The sequence below is a fragment of the Bartonella sp. B35(2025) genome (genome assembly GCF_053794465.1).
Window position 1 is genome coordinate 1,290,432 of sequence record NZ_CP200035.1, and the last position, 26,520, is coordinate 1,316,951.

Here is a 26,520-nt window from a genome sequence, read left to right on the forward strand (position 1 = left end):
AAGATACAAAATTGTAATCTAAAGATATTAACACAGTTTTAACTATCATAACCATAATAATTTCCTTTAATATTGCGCAAAAAATGGTATTGGAAGAAAGTATCTATTTTGTTTAATAGTTCATAAACTGTATAAAAATGGAAAGAAGCATTGTGTATTTTGATCTTAATAAAGGTATAAAACCTCATACAGAGGAAAAATACTGTGATCTTCTCATTGCGGGTGGTGCAGTTGTTGGTTTAACACTTGCAGTGGCACTCAAGCAAGCTGCACCTGATATGAAAATCAATATCATTGATGCAACTCCTAAAGAAAATATCTCTACCTCAAACATACGAGCACTTGCTCTCGCTGCTGCTTCTATCCGCATGTTTAAACAATTACAATGCTGGGAACATATAAAACCTCATGCCCAACCCATTCATTCAATGATAATCACGGATGCATGTGAAAATGACCCTTTCAAACCAATTTTTTTAACCTTTGAGGGAGATATTACTCCCAATGAACCTTTTGCCACTGTAGTTGAATATAAAAATCTTATTAATGCTTTAAAAAAGCGTGTAAAAGATCTCAATATTACCTTCATTGAAAATACGCGTGTCGTTGATTTTTGTCCAAAAGACCAACATACAACTGTCACCTTAAGCAATGAAGAAATCTGGCAAACAAGGTTGCTGATCGCAGCCGACGGAGTGCACTCCAAATTACGTACAAAAGCAGGCCTTAGAAATTTTTCTCATTCTTATAAGCAAACAGCAATCATATGTACAATTGAACATGAAACTCCCCATTACGGTCAAGCAATTCAACATTTTTTACCTGCTGGACCTTTTGCTCTTCTCCCTCTTAAAGGAAATAGATCAGCTGTTGTATGGAATGAACACCATAAAACTGCTCAATATTATCTCAAAGCTGATGCTTTTATTTTTGAAACAGAAATCGAAAAACGTATCGGTCACCGATTTGGAAAACTCTCTTGGAATGGCGAACGTCAAGCTTTTCCTTTAGCTCTTTCTTTAACACGCCAATTCATCAAACCCCGTTTTGCCCTTGTTGGTGATTCTGCACACACCATTCACCCTATTGCTGGACAAGGTCTCAATTTAGGATTACGCGATAGCGCTGCTCTAGCCGAAGTTATTATCGAAACAGCACGGTTGGGTCTTGATATTGGTTCACTCATCGCTCTTGAACGCTACCAAAGCTGGAGACGTTTTGAAATCGTACGGATGGCTTTGAGCAATGATTGGCTTAATCAACTCTTTTCTAATGATAATCTTTTGTTGCGAATACTTCGTGATATTGGACTTGGAATTGTTAATCAAATGCCAAAAATGAAACAATATTTCATTCAGGAAGCTGCTGGACTTACTCCTAATGCTCCACGCCTTCTACGAGGGCTACCGCTTTAAGCTCTAAAATGAGTACCTTTACACTTTTGTAATTTATTAAACTCTTCTTCTCTCAACATAAATTTATTGAAAAAAACAACTGCCACATTTTAAATCTTTTTCACAAAATTCTTATTAACCATTTTATCGTGATTAAAATTTTCTTATCTTTTCCCAATCTCTAAACCGAATAATCCTCTTTTTGATATTCTTCTAAAAAATTTTGTTATTAAATCACTTAATACTTAACAGATTCAACCACAACCATCGTATCCGCTTTGCGCATAACACAGAAGATTTTAAGCAAACCTATTCCACTTACGTTTCCATACTTAATGCTTAAACAGAAAGATTACTTATACCCACTTTGTGATGTTTTTCTTTTTACAAAATATGAATGACAACCTAACAACATTGTAACATACTTAATCATAAACCAAAAACAAACCACAGATTACGTAACAGCAATTTATGAACGTAATGATGATAATAATCATACCTCTTCATTTAGAAAAATGAAATATCATCTTCATGGCTACATAATAATACTATTAATATAGAGTATATTCAGTTCTAAAATCTATATATAGTACTTATTAATTTTAATTATACTATATAAAGTAATTTATTGCTTTATATTTTTATTTATTCTTAACTATTTAAAGTGGATATTAAAAATTAAATATATAATTAAATCAATAATTTACATATATTATTCTTTATATTAAATACTGCAAAAATTTAAGAAAATATGACTATCAATCACTCCAATATCCATATAAAAAGTCTTTATTATATGAAAAGAAGAAAGTGAATATTTTGCGTTTTTTATCGATGAAATAAAGCATGAGCTTCGTGCAAATGATACTGATAGTATACAAAATAAAGGCAATCTATAAGATGCCTAAGGCTAATCTTTTTATTGTGTAACAAAGGGTATACAGATATTTTAATTTTTTCATTTCCCCTTTTCACAAAATATACTATCAGCAATTTTTTGTATGTATATCAAAAACAACTCTTTATTTATAAAATAAGGAAAAATTCTTTTAAAATAAGCTTAAGAGAAAATTATCAATAATAGTGTAGTAATTGCGATATAAGATATGAATGTTGCTCGATAAAATTATCTATATCTTTCTAAAAAGGCAAACGTGAATTTCATAATTCATAAGATATAAATAATAATAGAATAGGTTTTTGAAATGTTTTTATGCTTATCTCTATTGGTAACCTCCCTTAACTAATTTATTCTACAACTTCAAAGATAAAAGCAAGCTTAAAAACAATATCAATTATTTTAAAGTGAGAAGATTTTAGGATATGTGATCTTAGCTTCCCCTCGAGCACATACACACAATATCTGCAAACTTAACCATCTACCCAGCTTAAATGAAAATTAGAAAAACAACTTTTAGCACCTTTAAAAAATAAGAAATCATCTCATTTACTTCATTATAAACCTCTAAAATTTGAACAAAATTTATTATGATACATTAAATTGTCCACGATCAATCATCACTATATTATTTTATGGGATTCTTTAATTTATCGTACAATCAAGAAAACAAATAAAAGCCATAAAATTGCCTAATTTTATGGCTTAATCTTTAGCATTTCTTTTTTTAACTAATATATAGTATCAAAGACTCTATAAAAGGGTAATTTTTATAATGAAAATCTCTTTAATCAAGTGAGAAAGCTTTTTGCTAAAATTGCTATCCTCAAAATAGTCTCTCTCTCAATAAAAATTAAAAAAATAAGAGCTCTCTCATAAATTCATAAAAGATATTCAGCAATAATTTTTCTAAAAATATAATTAATATAAATTCTGATAATAATCAATATCTTATACAATAATCAGCTTAATAAATTAATTTAGTATTTTACTATATAAAATATATATTGCGTAAATTTAATTGATATTCTCATGCTTTGCGAATATTCTATGTTACTTCTAATTCTTCAAGTGCATAACCACTCTCCAACCATTCTTTCACCCACTTAGGTTTACGCCCACGCCCATTCCATAATTCCCATTGGTTATTGGGATTTCTATAATGGCGCTCTTTTCTTACAAGATCAGCAATATCAATTCCATGTGCACTAGCAATTTCAAGAATTTTCCGCCGTGCATTCTGCTTCTCCTTTGCTTGCCGTTTTTTTAATTCTACATCGATTTGAGTACGCATCTCTTGCAATTCATCAAGATTCATGTTTTTGAGATTACTCACCTTAATTACTCCCCTTGCAAAAAAGAATTATGTTTTGTCATATTTTAAACATAATTATAGACAACTTTCGCCCATTTGTTATCAAAATTAGAAATACAATGAATATATCACTCTCATGGAGATATACTTTGAACTACAAGAAATTTTTTATTTGTATCTCAGGTATCACTACCGTATCCTTTTTCAATTTGATCACTGAGATTGGTAATTGGGTTGTGAAATCTTCATTATACCTTTCTAACTTTCATGGACCAGCGACCAAAAATGCATATAGACCGCCAGTCTATAAACTATGGCAATACTTAATAAAGGACAAGCCCTCTACATATAACAATAGAGTAGTACATTTTAGCCATAAGAAGTACTCTAGCCGACAATCAATATCTGATTTGTATCAGTTATACTCAGGAAAAGTAAAACTGACAAAAAGTCGTATTGTGCAATCCATCTCAACTGGCCAAGAAAAATGGCCATTGCTTATAAAAAATCTTTCTTTTTGTAACTTTAATATTCATAGCATCAGGTGGAGCTGTAATATCAGTTCACGTGATGTATTCAATTTTATATCATATATTTATATAATTGAGCACCTGTTAACATATGTTACAAGTATTCTTAGAAGCAACAAAATCCATAGCTACAAAAGAAAAAATCTTAAATTGAATAACCCCATTCTACGAATCTCTAATAATATATGGCAGCTCTCAAAGAATCTACAAAGAATCAGTTTTTGCATTAGCAAGATTTTTCATTATCGGGTACATTATCAATGACTATTCCAGATTTCATGATGCTTGCTGCTACGTGCGCACCAACTATTCACCCTACAACGCTTTCATCTGTTGTTATGCAAGAATCGCAAGGTAATGCCTATGCAATAAGCATTGACGGTAATCAAAAACTATCACATCAGCCATCTACATTTGAAGAAGCGATCACAATAGCTGAACGGCTTAAGAATGATGGCCATAATTTTGACATAGGTTTGGGGCAAATCAATGTCAAAAATCTTGGGTGGCTTGGTATGTCTCTCTCTGATTTATTTGATCCCTGCAAAAATCTCAAAGCGGTTCAAATTATCTTAACCCATTGCTATGAACGTGCAAAATCTATGTATAATTTTGAACAAACTGCATTAAAAGCCGCATTGAATTGTTATAACACAAGAGATTTCAAAAATGGCTTTACCAGTGCTTATGTACAAAAAATTGCTGCAAATGTTGGAGTGAAGGTCCCTGCACTTACTTCTGTAGATAACGAATTACAAAAATTTGTAAAACAAAACACTAAAATGCAAGAAAAAACAGTCAAGGTGAAATCTATTACCACTCAAGAAGAATTAGCAGATGCATTTACCCATAAAACAAGCGGTGTACAGGATGCATTTACAAAAAAGGATCCCTCTTTATCTGAAAAATTACAAGAGTAAAATAGTTATTATGCTTATAAATTAAACCTACAATTTTGATAGGATACTATTATGAATAGGTAGATAAGAAAATATTAAGGCTCTAATTAGTAGATTAGACAAAATCTATTTTAATTGAGGGTCGAAAATAATGAAAATGATAGAACAAGGTAGTGTTGATATGGCCTTTAGTCAAAAGGCAGCACGTGAAGTTACAGTTATCATGCGCTCAGAAAGAGAGTGGTACTTTACATTTGTGGCGGATAATCCGGTAACTGGCAAACCAAATAAATATACACTTCTTACACAAAGAGGAAAACTGAGAACTTGGGCAGATCCGAAATATCTCTTTAAATTTCTTCACGAGCGAGGGGTTGTTTGTGGCAGCTTTAATCTTAACAAGGAAAAACAATATGAAAAGATCAAATATTATTCAGAAAAAAAATAAAATCATAGCGGTCATCGCAACTGTAGCTACATTTTTTATAACACACCCAGTATATGCTGCTGTTACGAAATTGCAGCATGCTGAGAAAGCTTTAAGTGAAGTACAAAAAGAATTAACAGTACTGATTCCCCTTGCTGCTGCCGTTATACTTGTACTCTTAGCAACTGGCTATGCAGGTCGCTTTATCGAAAGAAGTACGTTTATACGGTGGTCAATCGGTGTCATTATCGCTGGATCAGCAACTGCACTAAGTAATCTATTATTCAAAGGTGCTTGAAACAAATCATAAACTGCATAGCATAAAATTCTTGCTATTCAAAAGTAAAATCTATCTTCGGTAATTCTACAGATATAAAAATACTATTTAAAATATTTTTAATATTAATCAGGATAATAAAAATGAAAAAAAATAATCGCCAATTAAACATTAATAATAAGGTCATTACAGCCACCGCAACTGTAACTGCATTTTTTATGACACATCCAGTATATGCTGCTGTTACGAAATTGAGTAATGCTAATTCAGCTCTAGAAACAATACGAGACGAATTAAAAACACTGATTCCCCTCGCTGCTGCCGTTATACTTGTACTCTTAGCAACTGGCTATGCAGGTCGCTTTATCGAAAGAAGTACGTTTATACGATGGTCAATCGGTGTCATCATCGCTGGATCAGCAACTGCACTAAGTACTCTATTGTTTAGTGGAAAATGAAGTAAATCATAAACTGCATAGCATAAAATTCTTGCTATTCAAAAGTAAAATCTATCTTCGGTAATTCTACAGATATAAAAATACTATTTAAAATATTTTTAATATTAATCAGGATAATAAAAATGAAAAAAAGTAATCGCCAATTAAACATTAATAATAAGGTCATTACAGCCACCGCAACTGTAACTGCATTTTTTATGACATGCCCAGTATATGCTAATGTTACAAAATTGCAGCATGCTAAGACAGCTTTAGATGAAGTACAAAAAGAATTAACAGTACTGATTCCCCTTGCTGCTGCCGTTATACTTGTACTCTTAGCAACTGGCTATGCAGGTCGCTTTATCGAAAGAAGTACGTTTATACGGTGGTCAATCGGTGTCATTATCGCTGGATCAGCAACTGCACTAAGTAATCTATTATTCAAAGGTGCTTGAAACAAATCATAAACTGCATAGCATAAAATATTCTTGCTATTCAAAAGTAAAATCTATCTTCGGTAATTCTACAGATATAAAAATACTATTTAAAATATTTTTAATATTAATCAGGATAATAAAAATGAAAAAAAGTAATCGCCAATTAAACATTAATAATAAGGTCATTACAGCCACCGCAACTGTAACTGCATTTTTTATGACACACCCAGTATATGCTGTTACAAAATTGGAACATGCTAAGACAGCTTTAGATAAAATAAAAGAGGACTTAGAAACATTGATTCCCCTTGCTGCTGCCGTTATACTTGTACTCTTAGCAACTGGCTATGCAGGTCGCTTTATCGAAAGAAGTACGTTTATACGATGGTCAATCGGTGTCATCATCGCTGGATCAGCAACTGCACTAAGTACTCTATTGTTTAGTGGGAAATGAAGTAAATCATAAACTGCATAGCATAAAATTCTTGCTATTCAAAAGTAAAATCTATCTTCGGTAATTCTACAGATATAAAAATACTATTTAAAATATTTTAATATTAATCAGGATAATAAAAATGAAAAAAAGTAATCGCCAATTAAACATTAATAATAAGGTCATTACAGCCACCGCAACTGTAACTGCATTTTTTATGACATGCCCAGTATATGCTAATGTTACAAAATTGAATAATGCTAAGAAAGCTATGGATGAAGTACAAAAAGAATTAACAGTACTGATTCCTCTTGCTGCTGCCGTCATACTTGTACTCTTAGCAACTGGCTATGCAGGTCGCTTTATCGAAAGAAGTACGTTTATACGGTGGTCAATCGGTGTCATTATCGCTGGATCAGCAACTGCACTAAGTAATCTATTATTCAAAGGTGCTTGAAACAAATCATAAACTGCATAGCATAAAATATTCTTGCTATTCAAAAGTAAAATCTATCTTCGGTAATTCTACAGATATAAAAATACTATTTAAAATATTTTTAATATTAATCAGGATAATAAAAATGAAGAAAAGTAATTGCCAATTAAACATTAATAATAAGGTCATTACAGCCACCGCAACTGTAACTGCATTTTTTATGACACACCCAGTATATGCTAACCTAAAATTGAAGCATGCTAAAACAGCTCTAGAAACAGTGCAAACCGAATTAACAGTACTGATTCCCCTTGCTGCTGCCGTCATACTTGTGCTCTTAGCAACCGGCTATGCAGGTCGATTTATCGAAAGAAGTACGTTTATACGATGGTCAATCGGTGTCATCATCGCTGGATCAGCAACTGCACTAAGTAATCTACTATTCAGTGGTACTTGAAACAAATCATAAACTGCATAGCACAAAGTATTCTTTATATTCAAAAAAGAGACTCTTGTTCAGCAGTCTTAAATGTATTCGCGATAATTTCATTTATGCTGCAAGAAGAGAATATTGTTTATGGAAAATTCTATTATAATGAGGATGAAAAACATGAAACAATTAAATGCTTTGCAAGCAAAAGCTGGTAGCAAGATTGGTGCTGCTTTTGCAATTATAATTATGTTTTTAGCAACTCAATCTGTGTGTGCACAAACAATAATAAGAAACATAGATATTTTAATAGGTATGCAATACGGGCTCAGTATGATTATTCCTCTTGTTGCTGCTGTTATTTTTTTATTTCTATTGGTCATTTATATATTTCGCCTCATCGCAAGAGCTACATTCGTGCGGTTGGCATTCAGTGTTATCATTGCTGGTGTAGCATTTTACATTAGCCATGTATTATTCTACATCATCTAATTGGATTCACTCATGAAACCACAAAAACATGAAGAATTTCCTTTATTTAAAGGAGCAACCCGCGTTCCAACAATTTTTGGTGTACCAATGATGGCATTTATAATTATGGTTATAATCGTAGCTGTTATTGCCATGACAATAAATATCTTTTTGTGGCTTATCGCACCGCCACTGTGGTTTATTATGGTACAAATTACCAAGAATGATGATAAAGCATTTCGTATCTGGGGATTATGGATCGATACTAAGTTTCGTAATCGTAATAAAAAATTTTGGGGTGCATCAAGCTACAGCCCCTCTAATTATCGCAAAAGGAGATAAGTATGAAGGCTGTTGAAAGCAGCAAACTGCTCGCATCAGAGACGCCAGTAAGTCTGTTTCTACCTTATTCACATCACGTTACAGACACAATTATCTCGACTAAAAATGCGGAGTACTTGTCAGTTTGGAAGCTTGATGGACGCTCACATCAAAGCGCTTCAGAAGAGGATATTTTCCAGTGGACTAAGGAGCTAAATAATACCCTACGCGGTATTGCGTCAGCTAATTTATCGCTGTGGACACATATCGTACGCCGTCGTGTTTATGAATATCCCGATTCAACATTTGATAAAATATTTTGCTATAAGCTTGATGAAAAATATAGACAAAGTTTTACTGGTTACAATTTGATGGTTAATGATCTGTATCTAACGATTGTTTTTCAACCAGTAGCTGACAAAATTATGTCATTTTTTTCTCAGCATGAACGAGAGACTCTTGATCAAAAAAAGATGCGACAAGAATCATGTATCAAAACTCTCAATGACGTCAATCGTACCTTAGGTCAGTCGCTTAAACGTTATGGTGCAGAATTACTTGGTGCTTATGAAAAAAATGGCTATGCTTATTCTTCTGCCCTTGAATTTCTTGGAATGCTTGTAAATGGTGAATACCGGCCTATGCCGATTTGTCAAGATCGTTTTGCCGATTATATGTCTATCAATCGTCCTTTTTTTTCAAAATGGGGTTCTATTGGCGAACTGCGTACAACTACTGGAGTTCGCCGATTTGGTATGATGGAAATTAAAGAATACGACTCTACCACTAGACCAGGTCAACTTAATGTTTTATTGGAAAGCGATTTTGAGTTCGTACTAACACAGAGTTTTTCTGTACTTTCACGACATGCTGCCAAAGATTATTTGCAACGGCATCAGCGTAATCTTATTGACGCTCGTGATGTCGCAACAAGCCAGATTGAGCAAATTGACGAAGCGTTAAATCAGCTTATAAGTGGACATTTTGTCATGGGTGAGCATCACTGTACGCTGACTGTTTATGGCAATACAATTCAACAAGTTCGTGATTATATGTCCAAAGCAAGCGCAGCTATACTAGATGTCGGAGTATTACCAAGACCTGTAGATCTAGCTATAGAAGCTGGATATTGGGCGCAATTGCCTGGAAATTGGAAATGGCGGCCGCGCCCTGCACCAATTACATCACTCAATTTTTTATCATTCTCATCCTTTCATAATTTTATGTCAGGTAAACCAACTGGAAACCCATGGGGGCCAGCAGTTACAATTTTAAAAACTACAAGTAAAACACCGCTTTATTTCAATTTTCATGCCTCTAAACTTGAAGAAGATGCAACGAACAAAAGATTACTCGGTAATACTGCACTCATCGGGCAGTCTGGTTCTGGTAAAACTGTTCTGCTTGGATTCTTGTTAGCACAAGCACAAAAATTCAAACCGACAACTATTGTTTTTGATAAAGATCGTGGTATGGAGATTGCTATTCGGGCAATGGGTGGCCGATATCTACCATTTAAAACTGGCAAACCAAGTGGTTTTAATCCATTCCAACTCCCACCTACACAAGAAAATTTGATTTTTCTCAAACAATTTGTGAAAAAATTAGCAGAAGCAAGTGGTGAAATTACACACCGTGACGAAGAAGAAATTAATCAAGCCGTCACAGCGATTATGAGTGATAACATTGATAGATCACTCCGCCGTTTATCTTTTCTGGTACAATTCTTACCAAATCCACGTTTTAGTGATTATGATTCACATCCAACTGTTCATGCCCGCTTAGTAAAGTGGTGTGAAGGTGGTGATTATGGGTGGTTATTTGATAACGTCACTGATGCACTTGATCTATCAACACATCAGATTTACGGCTTTGATATTACTGATTTCTTGGATAATCCAGAAACTCGTACCCCAGTGATGATGTACTTACTTTACCGTACTGAAGGAATGATCAGTGGGCAGCGATTTATGTATATTTTTGATGAGTTTTGGAAATCTTTGCAAGATCCATATTTTGAGGATCTAGCTAAAAATAAACAAAAGACTATTCGTAAACAGAATGGTATTTTTGTTTACGCTACACAAGAACCTAGTGATGCATTGGAAAGTAATATTGCTAAGACACTAATCCAGCAATGTGCAACTTACATTTTTTTAGCCAATCCTAAAGCAAATTATGAAGACTATACAGAAGGCTTTAAACTAACAGATGCTGAATTCGAACTTGTCAAAGGACTAGGTGAATTTAGCCGCCAATTCCTCATAAAACAGGGGGATCAATCTGCGCTTGCAGAGTTAAATTTAGGCAAATTTCAGGTAACAATCGATGGAAAAACTGTCGTGCGAGACTTTAGTGATGAACTTTTAGTGTTATCGGGCACACCCGATAATGCGGAGTTGGTCGAAACCATTATTGCTGAAGTCGGTGACGATCCAGCCGTATGGTTACCAGTTTTTTTACAGAATGTAAAAACTGAAAGGAGAATGACATGAAAAAGCAAATTATCTCAGTAATGATAGCAGTGATTTTGGGGGCATCAAACCCAGCAGCAGCGATATCTTTTTTTGGAGCTGGTGCAACTGATTTAAATAAATCAGTTGTGCCTTCTGATTGGTTTTTTGGAAAACCTACTAAACAAGCAAAACCATCATCCCCTAAAAAGCCTACTTCATCACAGAACTATGAACAGATTCTCAGTTTAATGAAACAACAGCTTGAAATGAAGAAAAAACAATTCGAGCAAGATGAAAAAATATACAGTTCCATAACAAAAAATCGAAAATTTGGTACTATACAAACAGACCACGCTAGTTTTTTTCTAAAAAATCCACAATCGATTTATAGCTCAAATAACAATTCCGATATATCCACATGGTTTAGAAATATTCAACAAGAGGAAGAAATTTCCGATTCAACAAGGGATGCGCGTGACACTATAAATCAACGCAGCCAACATACAGCGATTGTTGATAAAGCCATAAGCTTGCAAACTCTTCAAGAAACAGAAAATCGTTTTAGCCAAATTACAAAATTGTTAAATGAAATCAAAAAAACGCAAGATCTGAAAGGCATTGCTGAATTGCAAGCACATATCAAAGGCAAATTAGCTATGATTCAGAATGAAGCTACAAAATTGCAAATGGTTGCACATTTACGTAATGCGGAACATACACTTATCAGCCAGCAAAAACACAAACGTAATATGAAAATTCTTAATAATAAAAATACAAAAATACCAACTATACGGTCTATACGATAAAATATTTTTAGTGGTTTATTGATTCTATTTGTTCTCTCTACTCATAAAAATAGAAGCAATATTATAATATCCTGTGTCGTCCCAACAATTTGAAGGGACGCACAAAATTTTAATCTGCCTCAAAACAATGCCAATAAAAATATTCTTGATGAAAATATTCGACGTAAAAACATCTAAAAAATTACATCTGTGCAAATAAGTGCACAACATGCACCAATGTCATCCCAAATGACAGAAAAGTAAAAATGCGTTAGAGAGGAATGCTATGAATTTCGAAGTATTCACACAACTTTTTAATGAAATTGATAGGATAACAAAGACAATTGAGGTCCATATATTTTCTAATCAAAATTGAAATAGTGATAAAAAAGTGCTAGACTTGAATTTAATAATAAAAATAGAGAAATGACAAAATGAAATCTATGATTTTCGCAATTTTAATTACAGGTCTTTTATCAGCTTGTGTGTCGGACCCAAAGTTAAAACAACCAAACAATTGGAACCGAGTGCCTATTAACAAAACAATCCCTGCCGAAATTCAGCGAGGAACAATATGAGAAAAAAAGAAGCTAAACCAGTGAATGCCGAACGACTCAATAGTTATTACGAAGAAAGTAGAGGCTTAGAACGTGAACTCATTAACGAATGAGTAAAATCAATCATAATTCAGCAATATAATTACTAATCCTTCTGCATATATGAAAACCAATAGGAGAATATTATGAGAAAGTTTATTAGTACAGCAGTAATAATTGCAGTTTTAGGAATACCAAATTTAGCTTTGGCAAATTTATCTGACAATCATCTAAAATCAAAGTATAAGACGAATTTTAGGAAACCTAAGCAACCACAATGGGGAATGGATTTACTATCACACAGATATGGTAGCGGTCCTCAATACTTCAGAAGGTCGCCAGTCTCAAACAGCATAGATTCAAATATCTTACCTTCGCAAACATTAGCAAAACAGAACGCACAAGGCCAAACACAAAGTGATCTTATTACTTCGAAAATGGAAAAACAAATCGAAGAAATATATAAATCTATAGCAGGTAAGCAACCATCTGGAAAGGCATCAAAAGCACCAAAGGCACCAAAGGCACCAAAGGCACTACAAAAGGTTTTTTTTATCAAAACTCCACAATCCATCTATGATTATGATATCAACAATGATGGTGCACCTACAAATTATCAAGATAAACAAGCAGAAATTGCAGAATCAGTTCCTGATTTTTTTAAAAAAGCTAAACTCAGTGAAGAGAAATTTAGTGGAAAATCTGCATCCTTTTTACGCCAAGCTATTGATCAACGCCGCCAATATGCAGCAACTATCGATAAAGCCGTAAGCTTGTCTGTTTTGAAAGAAGCAGGAGATCATTCTAACAAACTTTCAGAGCTATTAAACGAAATCAATCAAGCATCAGATCTGAAAGATATTGTTGAAATACAAGCACGTATTCAAGCTCAATTAGCCATGATTCAAAATGAAACCATAAAATTACAAACAATCGCACATCTACGTAATGCAGAACAGGAACTTATCGACCGGCTACAACGTCAACGCAGTAAGCTCATTTTTAGATCTAACAATAACGACCCATCCAAAAAAGGAAAACTGAAAATACCAGATATACGGTATACAATATCATAATGAAATGTTTCTTGGTAATTTATTGATTCTATTTGTTCTCTCTACTCATAAAAATAGAAGCAATATTATAATATCCTGTGTCGTCCCAACAATTTGAAGGGACGCACAAAATTTTAATCTGCCTCAAAACAATGCCAATAAAAATATTCTTGATGAAAATATTCGACGTAAAAACATCTAAAAAATTACATCTGTGCAAATAAGTGCACAACATGCACCAATGTCATCCCAAATGACAGAAAAGTAAAAATGCGTTAGAGAGGAATGCTATGAATTTCGAAGTATTCACACAACTTTTTAATGAAATTGATAGGATAACAAAGACATATGTCACGGATATTTCATCAAATTTGATCACTGCAATTACACCTATTGTATCAACCGGTCTAACCATCGCTTTAATCATTTATGCGTGGCTCATCATTCGTGGCGCAATAGATATGCCAATGTCTGGATTCATAAATCGCTGTCTGCGAATGAGTATCATTACTTCAATGGCAATGACTACGGGCCTTTATCAGACAGAAATTACAAATTTGATAATGTCAATACCTGATGATTTGCTAAGTGCATTAACAGGACAATCACAAGCACTGACAAGCAATTCACAAACAGGTGTTAAGTTGCATAATTTAATTGATAAAGTAGCTGAAAAAGGATTCGGATGTGCAAGTTTAGCTTTTGAAGAAGCTGCCTTCTTAAATTCTGAAGGACTCCTTTATGGATTATTTGGTATCCTTATCTTGCTTGCAACAAGTTTCTTAGTAGCTATTGGTGGTGCATTCATTCTATTGGCAAAAATCATACTTGTGCTTCTTGTCGGAATCGGACCATTCTTCATTGTCGCTTTACTCTGGCAACCAACTTATCGCTTCTTCGAGCAATGGATAGCTCAACTCTTGAGTTATATAATTCTCATTTTACTCGTCTCCATCGTATTTAGTCTTATGATGAATATCTTTGCAAATTACATGAGCGATATGATGCAGATTTTTGATGGCGAACATAATGTTAGTTATGCGCTTGGTGGTTCTCTTATCCTGGCCATTATCTCTATTATATTCCTGTTAAAACTATCAAGCGTCGCACATGCCTTAGCAAAAGGCGTTACATTTGGGCATCTATGGAAAACAGGTGCTGTAGGAAGTCATTCCTCCCGTAGTGGACGATCATAGCAACCATAAAATTAAATAAAGAAAATAAAGACAATTGAGGTCCATATATTTTCTAATCAAAATTGAAATAGTGATAAAAAAGTGCTAGACTTGAATTTAATAATAAAAATAGAGAAATGACAAAATGAAATCTATGATTTTCGCAATTTTAATTACAGGTCTTTTATCAGCTTGTGTGTCAGACCCAAAGTTAAAACAACCAAACAATTGGAACCGAGTGCCTATTAACAAAACAATCCCTGCCGAAATTCGGCGAGGAACAATATGAGAAAAAAAGAAGCTAAACCAGTGAATGCCGAACGACTCAATAGTTATTACGAAGAAAGTAGAGGCTTAGAACGTGAACTCATTAACAGATGAGTAAAATCGATCATAATTCAGCAGTATAATTATCAATCCTTCTGCATATATGAAAACCAACAGGAGAATATTATGAGAAAGTTTATTAGTACAGCAGTAATAATTGCAGTTTTAGGAATACCAAATTTAGCTCTGGCAAATTCATCTGGCAATCATCTAAAATCAAGGCCTAGTGTGGATACTAAGCAACTTATGCGATCATCAGCATGGGCAAGTGGTGCACTAACAGACAGATACAGTGGCAAATCTAGCTCTCAAGACTACAGAAGCCCATTCTCGCACCTGAGAAATCCATACACAGGCACCAGCATACGACCAGTCTCAGACAGTTCAAACAGTATAAGTTCCTCAAACAGTATAAGTTCCTCAAACAGTATAAGTTCCTCAAACAGCATAGATTCAAATATCTTACCTTCGCGAACATTAGCAAAACAGAACGCACAAGGCCAAACACAAAGTGATCTTATTACTTCGAAAATGGAAAAACAAATCGAAGAAATATATAAATCTATAGCAGGTAAGCAACCATCTGGAAAGGCATCAAAAGCACCAAAGGCACCACAAAAGGGTTTTTTTATCAAAACTCCACAATCCATCTATGATTATGATATCAACAATGATGGTGCACCTACAAATTATCAAGATAAACAAGCAGAAATTGCAGAATCAGTTCCTGATTTTTTTAAAAAAGCTAAACTCAGTGAAGAGAAATTTAGTGGAAAATCTGCATCCTTTTTACGCCAAGCTATTGATCAACGCCGCCAATATGCAGCAACTATCGATAAAGCCGTAAGCTTGTCTATTTTGAAAGAAGCAGGAGATCATTCTAACAAACTTTCAGAGCTATTAAACGAAATCAATCAAGCATCAGATCTGAAAGATATTGTTGAAATACAAGCACGTATTCAAGCTCAATTAGCCATGATTCAAAATGAAACCATAAAATTACAAACAATCGCACATCTACGTAATGCAGAACAGGAACTTATCGACCGGCTACAACGTCAACGCAGTAAGCTCATTTTTAGATCTAACAATAACGACCCATCCAAAAAAGGAAAACTGAAAATACCAGATATACGGTATACAATATCATAATGAAATGTTTCTTGGTAATTTATTGATTCTATTTGTTCTCTCTACTCATAAAAATAGAAGCAATATTATAATATCCTGTGTCGTCCCAACAATTTGAAGGGACGCACAAAATTTTAATCTGCCTCAAAACAATGCCAATAAAAATATTCTTGATGAAAATATTCGACGTAAAAACATCTAAAAAATTACATCTGTGCAAATAAGTGCACAACATGCACCAATGTCATCCCAAATGACAGAAAAGTAAAAATGCGTTAGAGAGGAATGCTATGAATTTCGAAGTATTCACACAACTTTTTAATGAAATTGATAGGATAACAAAGACATATGTCACGGATATTTCATCAAATTTGATCACTGCAATTACACCTATTGTATCAACCGGTCTAACCATCGCTTTAATCATTTATGCGTGGCTCATCATTCGTGGCGCAATAGATATGCCAATGTCTGGATTCATAAATCGCTGTCTGCGAATGAGTATCATTACTTCAATGGCAATGACTACGGGCCTTTATCAGACAGAAATTACAAATTTGATAATGTCAATACCTGATGATTTGCTAAGTGCATTAACAGGACAATCACAAGCACTGACAAGCAATTCACAAACAGGTGTTAAGTTGCATAATTTAATTGATAAAGTAGCTGAAAAAGGATTCGGATGTGCAAGTTTAGCTTTTGAAGAAGCTGCCTTCTTAAATTCTGAAGGACTCCTTTATGGATTATTTGGTATCCTTATCTTGCTTGCAACAAGTTTCTTAGTAGCTATTGGTGGTGCATTCATTCTATTGGCAAAAATCATACTTGTGCTTCTTGTCGGAATCGGACCATTCTTCATTGTCGCTTTACTCTGGCAACCAACTTATCGCTTCTTCGAGCAATGGATAGCTCAACTCTTGAGTTATATAATTCTCATTTTACTCGTCTCCATCGTATTTAGTCTTATGATGAATATCTTTGCAAATTACATGAGCGATATGATGCAGATTTTTGATGGCGAACATAATGTTAGTTATGCGCTTGGTGGTTCTCTTATCCTGGCCATTATCTCTATTATATTCCTGTTAAAACTATCAAGCGTCGCACATGCCTTAGCAAAAGGCGTTACATTTGGGCATCTATGGAAAACAGGTGCTGTAGGAAGTCATTCCTCCCGTAGTGGACGATCATAGCAACCATAAAATTAAATAAAGAAAATAAAGACAATTGAGGTCCATATATTTTCTAATCAAAATTGAAATAGTGATAAAAAAGTGCTAGACTTGAATTTAATAATAAAAATAGAGAAATGACAAAATGAAATCTATGATTTTCGCAATTTTAATTACAGGTCTTTTATCAGCTTGTGTGTCAGACCCAAAGTTAAAACAACCAAACAATTGGAACCGAGTGCCTATTAACAAAACAATCCCTGCCGAAATTCAGCGAGGAGCAATATGAGAAAAAAAGAAGCTAAACCAGTGAATGCCGAACGACTCAATAGTTATTACGAAGAAAGTAGAGGCTTAGAACGTGAACTCATTAACGAATTTATAAAATCACGCAGGACAGCATGGCGGGTAGCAGGCGCCGTCGGTGTTTTAGGGTTTCTTGGTATAATGTGTGGGGTAGTTGGATTTTCCCAACCAATTCCTGCTCCTTTGGTATTGCGCGTTGATAACACGACTGGGGCGGTCGATGTTGTTTCAGTAATGCGTGAACATGAAACCAGCTATGGCGAAGTTGTAGATAAATACTGGCTTAATCAATACGTACTCAACCGCGAAACCTATGACTATGACACTATTCAGTTAAACTATGATACTGCCGCACTTTTAAGTGCACCAACAGTTCAACAGGAATTTTATAAGATCTATGAAGGTGAGAATGCTCGTGATCAAATACTTTCCAACAGAGCACGAATCGTAGTCAAAGTACGCTCAATTCAACCAAATGGATTGGGTAGCGCAACTGTACGTTTCACAACACAACAACACAACAGCAATGGCACAATTGAACCAAAACAACATCAGATTGCAACGATTGGATACACCTATGTTAGTGTGCCAATGAAATCATCTGATCGATTACTTAACCCTCTCGGTTTCCAGGTTACAAGCTATCGTGCTGACCCAGAAATACTATTGAATAATTGAGGAATTGATGATTATGAAGAAACTTGCATTCATTGCCTTACTTTCCTCACTTTATACGATTCCTGCGCAAGCACTCAGAACTCCATCTAGTTCAGAGTATGATCATCGTATTCGTTACGTAACCTATAATGTAGCTGATGTAGTTCAGATTGAAACTGTTCTCGGTGTAGCAACACATATAATCCTTGAAGAAGGTGAGCAGTATGTCACCCATGCTTTTGGTGATTCTGATGCTTATGCCTTTGCTCATAAAGGACGGCATATCTTTATTAAACCCAAAGCAGATCTTGCCAATACCAACCTTATTGTTATTACCGATAAGCGTAGCTATAAATTTCGACTACAGTTTCGTAATGATCGAGCCGGCGCTACCTATGAATTAGCTTTTGATTATCCTGATACAGAAACTCAAAAATTACAAGAAGCTAATCAACACGCTGCTATTGAACATGGTTTTCATCAAGGAGTGAGCGGTTATAACCTCAAGTATACCATGAGTGGTAACCAAGATATTGCTCCAATAAATGCTTGGGATAACGGGCGTATTACTTACTTCAAGTTTTCTGCTAATATGGATATGCCATCAATTTACGTAGTGGATGCAGAAGGTAACGAAAGCTTAATACCTCGTACTGTTGTGGGTGATTCTAATGATATTATTGCTGTTCATAAGGTTAACCCCAAGTGGCTCGTACGGCTAGGCAAACGTGCTTTAGCTATCTTCAATGAAGCCTATGACCCTAATGGTATACCAAACACAACCAAAACAGTATCCTCAGTGGTTCATCGTATTAATAAAGGAGGCAAATAATGTTTGACAATAAGAAAGGAGATGAAATCGATACAGGCGTAAAATTGGACTATGCTGAAAAACAATATATTGACGGTGATTGCGCTGAAGAACAACATATTGAAAATGCTTATGGTATCTCTGAATTAGGCTCAGAACGCCGGCAAACAATTCCCGGTGCGCGTGCATTATTAATTGTAGGACTCGTTGCCATAGTAGCAATACCGGTTGCACTTTCTTGGAAAGCTTTAAAAATGCGCAATACTGTAGACGTTAACGAAGAAAAACCTCAACAGATAGTGCAGCAAGTTATACCCAGCTATACCCCTAAAATTTATGAAGAACCGAAAGTTTTAGAGGAAGTAAAACAACCACCCCAAGCAGAAGAACAAATACAAGATACTCCACCATCTTGGACTGAACTTCTTCAAACAACGATTCCTTCACACTTGGTCAAAGATTCTGAAGAACTGGCTCGTAAACGTATGTTAAACTCAGGCTTTAACCATAGTGGTAGCAGCGAAAGTTCCGAAAATTATCCCAGAAATGACGTATCTAGCGATGATACAAATAGTGGTATATTATTCAATAAACTGCAGCCTGTACGATTAGGTCAATCGTATGCAACTCAACTTCGTAATCGTGATCTATTGATCACGCAAGGAACGCAAATAGATTGTACATTAGAAACAAAGATTATCACAACACAACCAGGAATGACGACATGTCATTTAACACGTGATGTTTATTCTACAAGCGGCCGAGTTGTTTTATTAGATCGTGGCTCTAAAGTTGTTGGTTTTTATCAAAGCGGTTTACAACAAGGACAAGCACGTGTTTTTGTCCAATGGTCACGTGTTGAAACACCTTCTGGTGTTATTATCAATCTTGACTCACCTAGCACTGGTTCACTTGGAGAAGCCGGTATCGGTGGTTGGGTTGATAGACATTTTTGGGAACGCTTTAGTGGTGCAATCATGATTAGTATAGTTAGTGATTTTGGAGAATGGTTAAAGAGTAAAATGATCAATACAGCCAAAGATAGTCCACAACCTTCAAATGCACAAAATGCCGAATCAATAGTTATGGAAACCCTCCAAAATTCAATCAACATTGTACCAACACTTTACAAAAACCAAGGCGAACGGGTAAATATCTTTGTTGCTCGCGATCTGGATTTTAGCAATGTCTACAGCCTCGTTGCACGCTAATCGGATACAGAAAGATCAAGCAGTTGCACAACTGCTGCAACCACTTGATCATTTCTTAGAAGATCCCAAAATCACTGAATTGTCAATTTGCCGCCCCCATGAAGTGTGGACAAAAAGCTTTGAGGGTTGGCAGGTGCATAGTATACCAGAGTTAACACCCTCTTTTTTACAAACGCTTATTACAGCTATTATTGTTTATAATGGTATGGCGCCTAAAAGCATCAATTATGTGCTATTACCAGGAGGGCAACGCGGTACAATTATACAAGCACCGGCTATTATTGATGGTGCAATCTCTTTTATGATTCGCAAACATTCTCTTATGGTTAAAACGCTAGAAGAGCTCAATGATGAAGGTGTATTCAATGACTTCACTGATGTAAGCTTTAATAAACCTTCAGAAAAAGAAGCAAACGATTTATTATTAAAGCAGGATTTCACACGATTAGAGCCTTTTGAAATTCAATTGCTGGAATTCAAACGTGATAGATTAATTATTGAATTTTTAGAAAAATGCGTACTTCATAAACGAAACATTATTATCGCAGGTAAAACAGGATCAGGTAAAACTACATTTGCCCGCTCTTTGATCGAAAAAGTGCCCACAGAAGAACGTATTATTACAATTGAAGATGTTCATGAACTTTTTCTACCGAATCATCCTAATCACGTACATATGCTTTATGGTGATAGTGCAGGTCGTGTTTCAGCTGATGAATGTCTAGATGCATGTATGCGTCAATCACCTGATCGTATCTTCCTTGCTGAGCTACGTGGCAATGAGGCGTGGGAATATCTCAACTCGTTAAACACTGGCCATCCTGGATCAATTACGACAACACACGCTAACAGTGCTTTACAGACATTCGAGCGATGTGCTACACTTATCAAGAGATCAGAGATTGGTCGTCAACTTGACCTGCAAGTAATAAAAATGGTACTCTACACTACAGTCGATGTTGTGTTATTCTTCAAGGATAGAAAACTTTCTGAAATTTTTTACGATCCAATCTTTTCTAAATCGAAGATGGTTTAAGCCAAATTTTTCTTTCAACAATATCGCAAAATTAACAAAAGCCGTAACAATTTATTACGGCTTTTTCATTTAATACAACCTTTTAGAAACAATCACCCTATCCCACTTTCCTCTCTAATAGGCCTTTAGTATTTTACAATATAAATTTACAACACAAAAAAGATGAAAAAGTAAAAAGGTAGACGATACACTAGCCTTCGGGAAAATCAAATTAATATGTAAATCTCCTATTTCTCTTGTATCTCGATCACTGACAGTAATTTCTTAGAGCACTTTTTTGAAAGAAAATATGTATTTTATACTGGAAGTGAAAAATTGCTAAAAATAAATATTTCTAGTAACAGAAGTATTTCTCGCCTCGCACATAAATCAAGATAACAGTCACCTAGCAATCAAATAATCACTCTAAAAGCAATAGCTTGTCGATCAAAAATCCACGTTCAATTTATTAACGATCATCTTATGATCTTTGATAAAATAACCTTTATGCAGTCCACTAATATGGATAGCTTAATGCACAATAAATTTTACTTCACACAAAGAGATCAATTCCAACCTGATAATTGACAGTACAGGAGTACGATATATCTAGCTACTGTGTTAATTCATACTTAGCAAGCGTATAAAATGATTATTATTGAAACCTTCTTTTATACTGTAGCGTCATAGTAAACCATAAAACCCGCTTGCAAGGATATTTTAAAACCTATTTATTACTCCTTTGCATAGTTATCCTATTTTATCGTTTTTTTTCAGTATAACCTTACATAGTTTCAGATCATTTTCAAACCATAGGAACAATTTCTTACGTAAGCTCTTGATCAGAAAATCATAAGCAAACCATACCGCCTTGAATAAAGATTATCAGCAGATAAACTTAATAAAATAACTAAAACTACAACCAATCACAGCAGAAATTCTTATTTTTTTATTCACAAAAAATAAGAATTAGGATTCACAAAATTTCATCAAGAGTATATGTTTATCTTTCAGATAAAACCATTCCGTTGCAACGTCTTATCTATACTCAAGACATATTCTCTCACTCATTTGTACTTAAAATAGTTTATTTTAAAACAATGAAATGATTTATGCAGGTTCTTCTATTTATCTATGTTGGTTACTCTAACTGTTCTATAATTTCCATTTCCTTTTTTATCTTCTCCCCTATAATAAAACCTTTTTTTCACGATAACAGCAATTTTTAAATCTTTATAGGAAATCAATAGGCTTTCATTAATCGCCCCTGAAAACACGCACACATAGCTTATACTCCCCTTACTTTATCCTTGTTTAACCAATGAATTTTTAAAGGCGGCGTTCAACCATAAGTTTCTTAATTTCAGCAATTGCCTTAGCTGGATTTAAACCCTTTGGACAAGTTTGCGCACAATTCATAATCGTATGGCACCGATAAAGCCGAAAAGGATCCTCTAAATTATCAAGCCGCTCACCACACATTTCATCGCGTGAATCAGCAATCCAACGATAAGCCTGAAGTAAAATAGCCGGTCCCAAATAACGATCACCATTCCACCAATAACTCGGACATGATGTTTGACAACATGCACACAAAATACACTCATAAAGCCCATCAATTTTCTTACGGTCAGAATAACTTTGTAACCACTCTTTTGCAGGCTCAGGTGAAACGGTTTGTAACCAAGGTTCAATTACACGATGCTGTGCATAAAAGTGTTTTAAATCAGGAACTAAATCTTTTACAACCGGCATAGAAGGAAGAGGATACACTTTAATTGGATGATCCACCTCATCCATACCCTTGGTACAAGCCAGCGTATTGGTTCCATCAATATTCATTGCACATGAACCACAAATACCTTCACGGCATGATCTACGAAATGTTAAAGTTGGATCAATATGATTCTTGATAAATAAAAGCCCATCAAGAATCATCGGACCACAAGCTAAACGATCTACATAATAAGTATCAAGATGAGGATTTTTTTCATCATCAGGTGACCAACGATAAATATGAAATTCTGTCAGCTGTGTAGCACCTTCAGGCTTAGGCCAAATTTTTCCGGCTTTAACTTGAGAATTTTTGGGAAGCCTAATTTGTACCATAATCCATTCTCCCCTTAATAAACACGTTTTTTAGGTGCAATACGCTTTAAGTCAATACCACCTTCTGCTTCAGACGTTAATGGATCGACATGAACAGGTCTATACGATAGCGTTACTTTACCATCTTTTGATAAATATGAAAGCGTATGACGACGCCAATTTTTATCATCACGTTCTGGATAATCTTCACGTGCATGAGCTCCACGACTTTCTAAACGTGCTTCTGCAGAATAAACAGTCATGACTGCATTAATCATCAAATTTTCAAGCTCTAATGTTTCAACTAAATCAGAATTCCATATCAACGAACGATCTGTAACCTTGAGATCAGAAAGTTCACCCCAAATTTTGCTCATCCGCTGACATCCTTGTTGTAAAGAATCTGCTGTACGAAATACAGCAGCATCTTCCTGCATAGTACGTTGCATTTTTTCACGCAATACAGCCGTTGGCACCTCCCCTTTAGCAAAACGCAAACGATCAAAACGTGCCATAATTTCGTCAACAGCTGCCTCATTAATAGATGGAATTTCTGCATCGCGATCAACCACTTCGCCTGCCCGAATTGCAGCTGCACGCCCAAATACAACGAGATCAATCAATGAATTTGAACCCAAACGATTAGCACCATGAACAGAAGCACATCCTGCCTCACCTACTGCCATTAATCCTGGCTGAACGCGATCAGGTGAATCAGCTGTTGGATTTAAAACTTCCCCATAGTAATTGGTAGGAATACCACCCATATTGTAATGAACCGTTGGTAGGATAGGGATAGGTTCTTTTGTCACATCAACACCTGCAAAAATCTTTGCTGATTCAGAAATTCCCGGCAAACGCTCATGCAATATAGCAGGATCAATATGGTTGAGAACCAAATGAATGTGATCTTTCCTCGGACCAACACCGCGTCCTTCACGAATTTCAAGCGTTATACAACGAGAAACTAGATCACGCGAAGCCAAATCTTTAAAGGAAGGAGCATAACGCTCCATAAAGCGTTCCCCTTCAGAATTAACCAAATAACCTCCTTCACCACGTGCTCCTTCTGTGATTAAGCAACCAGAACCATAAATACCTGTAGGATGAAATTGAACAAATTCCATATCTTGAAGCGGTAATCCAACACGCCCGATCATTCCACCACCATCACCTGTACATGTATGAGCAGATGTTGCAGAAAAATAAGCACGTCCATACCCACCAGTTGCAAGAACAACCATCTTGGCAGCAAAACGGTGTATCGTCCCATCATCTAGATTCCACGCCACAACACCCGTACACACGCCATCAGTCATAATCAAATCAAGTGCAAAATATTCAATAAAAAACTGTGCATTATGCTTTAAACTCTGTCCATAAAGCGTATGCAAAATTGCATGCCCAGTACGATCTGCTGCTGCGCAAGTACGTTGAACTGGTGGTCCTTCTCCAAACTCTGTTGTATGCCCCCCAAAAGGCCGTTGATAAATTTTTCCTTCCTGTGTACGCGAAAAAGGAACCCCATAATGTTCTAATTCGTATACCGCAGCAGGTGCGTTACGCACTAAATATTCCATTGCATCGGTATCACCCAACCAATCAGATCCCTTTACTGTATCGTACAAATGCCACTGCCAATTATCAGGTCCCATATTTGAAAGCGACGCTGCAATACCACCTTGTGCTGCAACCGTGTGTGACCGAGTTGGAAAAACTTTTGTAACACACGCTGTTCTTAATCCTTGCTCAGCCATACCAAGTGTTGCACGCAAACCAGCACCACCTGCTCCAACAACAACAACATCAAATTTGTGATCTACATAGCGATAAGGTACGTTGCCTACTCGAGCGCCCAGAGATAATTCTGTACTCACCATATCATTCAAACCCCTAATGCAATTTTTAAAAGAGCAAAAATGATTACACCACCCAAAACAAAGCAAAACAAAATATTCAATGCTAAAAACAATATCCGCATTCCCTCATGATGAATATAATCTTCAATAACAACCTGCATTCCAAGCTTCATATGATAAACAACCGAAACCATCAGCAATCCCATCAAAACAGTAACGACAGGATGTGAAAGCCGTGCCCGCACAATACTATAATCCTTTCCAACAAGCGAAAGCATAAGAACGATAAAAAATACCAAAAGTGGCAGATTAATAAAGCCTGTCAGACGTTGTAACCAAAAATGCTCTGTTCCTTCATGCGCAGATCCAAGCCCACGTACTTTCCCAAGCTCTGTTCGAAAATCTTTTTTCATAGTCTTCTCCACCCTTAGCTAGACAATGCTATATCCAATAATCCAAATCGTAAGAGTTACAGTAAGAGAAATAAAAACTGTTGCCCAAGCAGTTAATGTTGCTTTTTCTTTAGCCAAAAGACAAGGCTTCATATCCCAAACAATGTGGCGAATACCACCAACCATGTGATGAACCCCAGCAAGTGTATAAAGAAACAAAATACAAAGCCCAACCACGGAACTATAAATCTCATTAACTGTTCTAAATGCCTCAGCTCCACTAGCAACTGAAATTAACCAAATCGCGAAGAAAACCATTCCGAAATAAAGCGCTATACCGGTAATGCGATGTGCGATTGACATCGCCATAGTAATCGACCAACGATAAATACTCACATGGGGGGAACGAGGGCGCTCCTTTATCCTAGTTGTCTCTGTCATAAAATATCCTGACCTGATTTTCACTGCAACCGCATTATGAACAAAAAGACTCGCAAAAAACGACAAAATATATCACCGTTTCTACTTATCTAGCATTTAAAAATACTAATATTACAGGTCGGTTGTCTCAAATAACGGATTAAAGGTCGCGCATAAAAAAAACCGATTGTTTTTACAGACATAAGTCATAAAATCTGCCCTAATTTAGTACAATTTTATCTTCACGTCAAAGGTCTAACAACATTTCCTACAATATAAATACGCATTTTTTCAAGCACATTCAGCTCTATTTCCAAACATCAACAACATACCCCATGATATCTTTCACGCCA

Annotated in this window: 29 protein-coding genes and 2 pseudogenes; 26 read left to right on the forward strand and 5 right to left on the reverse strand. The window is 35.4% G+C overall.

Annotated elements, in window-relative coordinates; translation table 11 throughout:
* The first annotated feature begins 152 nt into the window (after window positions 1-152).
* Entirely contained in the window at window positions 153-1,415 is a 1,263-nt protein-coding gene (locus V4P56_RS05355; protein WP_455482669.1) for a ubiquinone biosynthesis hydroxylase, read from the forward strand.
* A gap of 1,925 nt (window positions 1,416-3,340) precedes the next feature.
* On the opposite strand, the gene V4P56_RS05360 is transcribed toward V4P56_RS05355, so the two are convergent.
* Window positions 3,341-3,628 carry an H-NS histone family protein gene (locus tag V4P56_RS05360; RefSeq protein ID WP_455481879.1) on the reverse strand — a complete coding sequence of 96 codons (288 nt, stop codon included), beginning with the start codon at window positions 3,626-3,628 and terminating at the stop codon, window positions 3,341-3,343.
* A 769-nt stretch (window positions 3,629-4,397) separates the two neighbouring features.
* Between V4P56_RS05360 and V4P56_RS05365 the strand changes: the two genes are divergently transcribed.
* The 25 genes and pseudogenes from V4P56_RS05365 (at window position 4,398) to virB11 (ending at window position 21,429) form a co-directional block, all read left to right on the forward strand.
* On the forward strand, window positions 4,398-5,057 hold the full coding sequence (locus V4P56_RS05365; protein ID WP_455481880.1) for a lytic transglycosylase domain-containing protein: 660 nt from the start codon (window positions 4,398-4,400) through the stop codon (window positions 5,055-5,057).
* Between the two features lie 130 nt (window positions 5,058-5,187).
* Window positions 5,188-5,484 (forward strand): KorA family transcriptional regulator, encoded by a 297-nt coding sequence (gene korA / locus V4P56_RS05370; protein ID WP_455481881.1) that lies wholly within the window; start codon window positions 5,188-5,190, stop codon window positions 5,482-5,484.
* Complete coding sequence (gene trwL / locus V4P56_RS05375) at window positions 5,450-5,761, forward strand: VirB2 family type IV secretion system major pilin TrwL (RefSeq protein WP_455481882.1); 312 nt, start codon at window positions 5,450-5,452, stop codon at window positions 5,759-5,761. The genes korA and trwL (V4P56_RS05375) overlap by 35 nt, the downstream gene beginning before the upstream one ends.
* Before the next feature lie 122 nt (window positions 5,762-5,883).
* On the forward strand, window positions 5,884-6,198 hold the full coding sequence (gene trwL, locus V4P56_RS05380; protein ID WP_455481883.1) for a VirB2 family type IV secretion system major pilin TrwL: 315 nt from the start codon (window positions 5,884-5,886) through the stop codon (window positions 6,196-6,198).
* Window positions 6,199-6,320: 122 nt separating this feature from the next.
* On the forward strand, window positions 6,321-6,635 hold the full coding sequence (gene trwL, locus V4P56_RS05385; RefSeq protein WP_455481884.1) for a VirB2 family type IV secretion system major pilin TrwL: 315 nt from the start codon (window positions 6,321-6,323) through the stop codon (window positions 6,633-6,635).
* A gap of 124 nt (window positions 6,636-6,759) precedes the next feature.
* The gene (trwL, locus tag V4P56_RS05390; RefSeq protein WP_455481885.1) at window positions 6,760-7,071 is read left to right on the forward strand and encodes a VirB2 family type IV secretion system major pilin TrwL; all 312 of its coding nucleotides are present in this window, start codon (window positions 6,760-6,762) and stop codon (window positions 7,069-7,071) included.
* Between the two features lie 121 nt (window positions 7,072-7,192).
* Entirely contained in the window at window positions 7,193-7,507 is a 315-nt protein-coding gene (gene trwL, locus V4P56_RS05395) for a VirB2 family type IV secretion system major pilin TrwL (RefSeq protein WP_455481886.1), read from the forward strand.
* Window positions 7,508-7,631: 124 nt separating this feature from the next.
* On the forward strand, window positions 7,632-7,943 hold the full coding sequence (gene trwL / locus V4P56_RS05400) for a VirB2 family type IV secretion system major pilin TrwL (RefSeq protein ID WP_455481887.1): 312 nt from the start codon (window positions 7,632-7,634) through the stop codon (window positions 7,941-7,943).
* Window positions 7,944-8,096: 153 nt separating this feature from the next.
* Complete coding sequence (locus V4P56_RS05405) at window positions 8,097-8,408, forward strand: conjugal transfer protein (RefSeq protein ID WP_455481888.1); 312 nt, start codon at window positions 8,097-8,099, stop codon at window positions 8,406-8,408.
* Between the two features lie 12 nt (window positions 8,409-8,420).
* The gene (locus V4P56_RS05410; RefSeq protein WP_455481889.1) at window positions 8,421-8,729 is read left to right on the forward strand and encodes a type IV secretion system protein VirB3; all 309 of its coding nucleotides are present in this window, start codon (window positions 8,421-8,423) and stop codon (window positions 8,727-8,729) included.
* 2 nt (window positions 8,730-8,731) lie between these two features.
* The gene (locus tag V4P56_RS05415) at window positions 8,732-11,203 is read left to right on the forward strand and encodes a VirB4 family type IV secretion/conjugal transfer ATPase (protein ID WP_455481890.1); all 2,472 of its coding nucleotides are present in this window, start codon (window positions 8,732-8,734) and stop codon (window positions 11,201-11,203) included.
* Window positions 11,200-11,970: a type IV secretion system protein gene (locus tag V4P56_RS05420; RefSeq protein WP_455481891.1), complete on the forward strand. Its 771-nt coding sequence runs from the start codon at window positions 11,200-11,202 to the stop codon at window positions 11,968-11,970. The genes V4P56_RS05415 and V4P56_RS05420 overlap by 4 nt, the downstream gene beginning before the upstream one ends.
* 413 nt (window positions 11,971-12,383) lie before the next feature.
* Window positions 12,384-12,527, forward strand: coding sequence for a TrwH protein (locus tag V4P56_RS05425; RefSeq protein ID WP_455481892.1), 144 nt, complete (start codon window positions 12,384-12,386; stop codon window positions 12,525-12,527).
* Window positions 12,524-12,616 (forward strand): annotated as a pseudogene (locus V4P56_RS05430) (TrwG protein); the annotation flags it as partial. The gene V4P56_RS05425 and the pseudogene V4P56_RS05430, both read left to right, overlap by 4 nt.
* A gap of 75 nt (window positions 12,617-12,691) precedes the next feature.
* Entirely contained in the window at window positions 12,692-13,621 is a 930-nt protein-coding gene (locus V4P56_RS05435) for a type IV secretion system protein (protein WP_455481893.1), read from the forward strand.
* Between the two features lie 269 nt (window positions 13,622-13,890).
* Window positions 13,891-14,796 carry a type IV secretion system protein gene (locus tag V4P56_RS05440; protein WP_455481894.1) on the forward strand — a complete coding sequence of 302 codons (906 nt, stop codon included), beginning with the start codon at window positions 13,891-13,893 and terminating at the stop codon, window positions 14,794-14,796.
* Window positions 14,797-14,920: 124 nt separating this feature from the next.
* On the forward strand, window positions 14,921-15,064 hold the full coding sequence (locus V4P56_RS05445) for a TrwH protein (protein WP_455481895.1): 144 nt from the start codon (window positions 14,921-14,923) through the stop codon (window positions 15,062-15,064).
* Window positions 15,061-15,150, forward strand: a pseudogene (locus V4P56_RS05450) (TrwG protein); the annotation flags it as partial. The gene V4P56_RS05445 and the pseudogene V4P56_RS05450, both read left to right, overlap by 4 nt.
* Window positions 15,151-15,228: 78 nt before the next feature.
* Window positions 15,229-16,254 (forward strand): type IV secretion system protein, encoded by a 1,026-nt coding sequence (locus V4P56_RS05455; protein WP_455481896.1) that lies wholly within the window; start codon window positions 15,229-15,231, stop codon window positions 16,252-16,254.
* Window positions 16,255-16,523: 269 nt separating this feature from the next.
* Window positions 16,524-17,429 carry a type IV secretion system protein gene (locus tag V4P56_RS05460; RefSeq protein WP_455481894.1) on the forward strand — a complete coding sequence of 302 codons (906 nt, stop codon included), beginning with the start codon at window positions 16,524-16,526 and terminating at the stop codon, window positions 17,427-17,429.
* A gap of 124 nt (window positions 17,430-17,553) precedes the next feature.
* Window positions 17,554-17,697 carry a TrwH protein gene (locus V4P56_RS05465; protein WP_455481897.1) on the forward strand — a complete coding sequence of 48 codons (144 nt, stop codon included), beginning with the start codon at window positions 17,554-17,556 and terminating at the stop codon, window positions 17,695-17,697.
* Window positions 17,694-18,392: a virB8 family protein gene (locus V4P56_RS05470; RefSeq protein WP_455481898.1), complete on the forward strand. Its 699-nt coding sequence runs from the start codon at window positions 17,694-17,696 to the stop codon at window positions 18,390-18,392. Before V4P56_RS05465 ends, V4P56_RS05470 begins: the two co-directional genes overlap by 4 nt.
* A 13-nt stretch (window positions 18,393-18,405) precedes the next feature.
* The gene (virB9, locus tag V4P56_RS05475) at window positions 18,406-19,203 is read left to right on the forward strand and encodes a P-type conjugative transfer protein VirB9 (protein WP_455481899.1); all 798 of its coding nucleotides are present in this window, start codon (window positions 18,406-18,408) and stop codon (window positions 19,201-19,203) included.
* Window positions 19,203-20,393, forward strand: a complete 1,191-nt coding sequence (gene virB10, locus V4P56_RS05480) for a type IV secretion system protein VirB10 (protein ID WP_455481900.1) — start codon at window positions 19,203-19,205, stop codon at window positions 20,391-20,393. The genes virB9 and virB10 overlap by 1 nt, the downstream gene beginning before the upstream one ends.
* Entirely contained in the window at window positions 20,368-21,429 is a 1,062-nt protein-coding gene (virB11, locus tag V4P56_RS05485; RefSeq protein WP_455481901.1) for a P-type DNA transfer ATPase VirB11, read from the forward strand. The genes virB10 and virB11 overlap by 26 nt, the downstream gene beginning before the upstream one ends.
* A gap of 1,308 nt (window positions 21,430-22,737) precedes the next feature.
* Here virB11 and V4P56_RS05490 read toward each other — a convergent pair.
* Genes V4P56_RS05490 through sdhC form a run of 4 tightly spaced genes read right to left on the reverse strand, consistent with a single transcriptional unit; the run spans window position 22,738 to window position 26,188 of the window.
* A complete protein-coding gene (locus V4P56_RS05490; protein WP_455481902.1) occupies window positions 22,738-23,517 on the reverse strand; it encodes a succinate dehydrogenase iron-sulfur subunit in 780 nt (259 codons plus the stop codon).
* A 14-nt stretch (window positions 23,518-23,531) separates the two neighbouring features.
* Entirely contained in the window at window positions 23,532-25,376 is a 1,845-nt protein-coding gene (gene sdhA / locus V4P56_RS05495) for a succinate dehydrogenase flavoprotein subunit (RefSeq protein WP_455481903.1), read from the reverse strand.
* A 5-nt stretch (window positions 25,377-25,381) separates the two neighbouring features.
* On the reverse strand, window positions 25,382-25,768 hold the full coding sequence (gene sdhD / locus V4P56_RS05500) for a succinate dehydrogenase, hydrophobic membrane anchor protein (RefSeq protein ID WP_455481904.1): 387 nt from the start codon (window positions 25,766-25,768) through the stop codon (window positions 25,382-25,384).
* A gap of 18 nt (window positions 25,769-25,786) precedes the next feature.
* The gene (gene sdhC, locus V4P56_RS05505; protein ID WP_455482670.1) at window positions 25,787-26,188 is read right to left on the reverse strand and encodes a succinate dehydrogenase, cytochrome b556 subunit; all 402 of its coding nucleotides are present in this window, start codon (window positions 26,186-26,188) and stop codon (window positions 25,787-25,789) included.
* Between the last annotated feature and the right edge of the window lie 332 nt (window positions 26,189-26,520).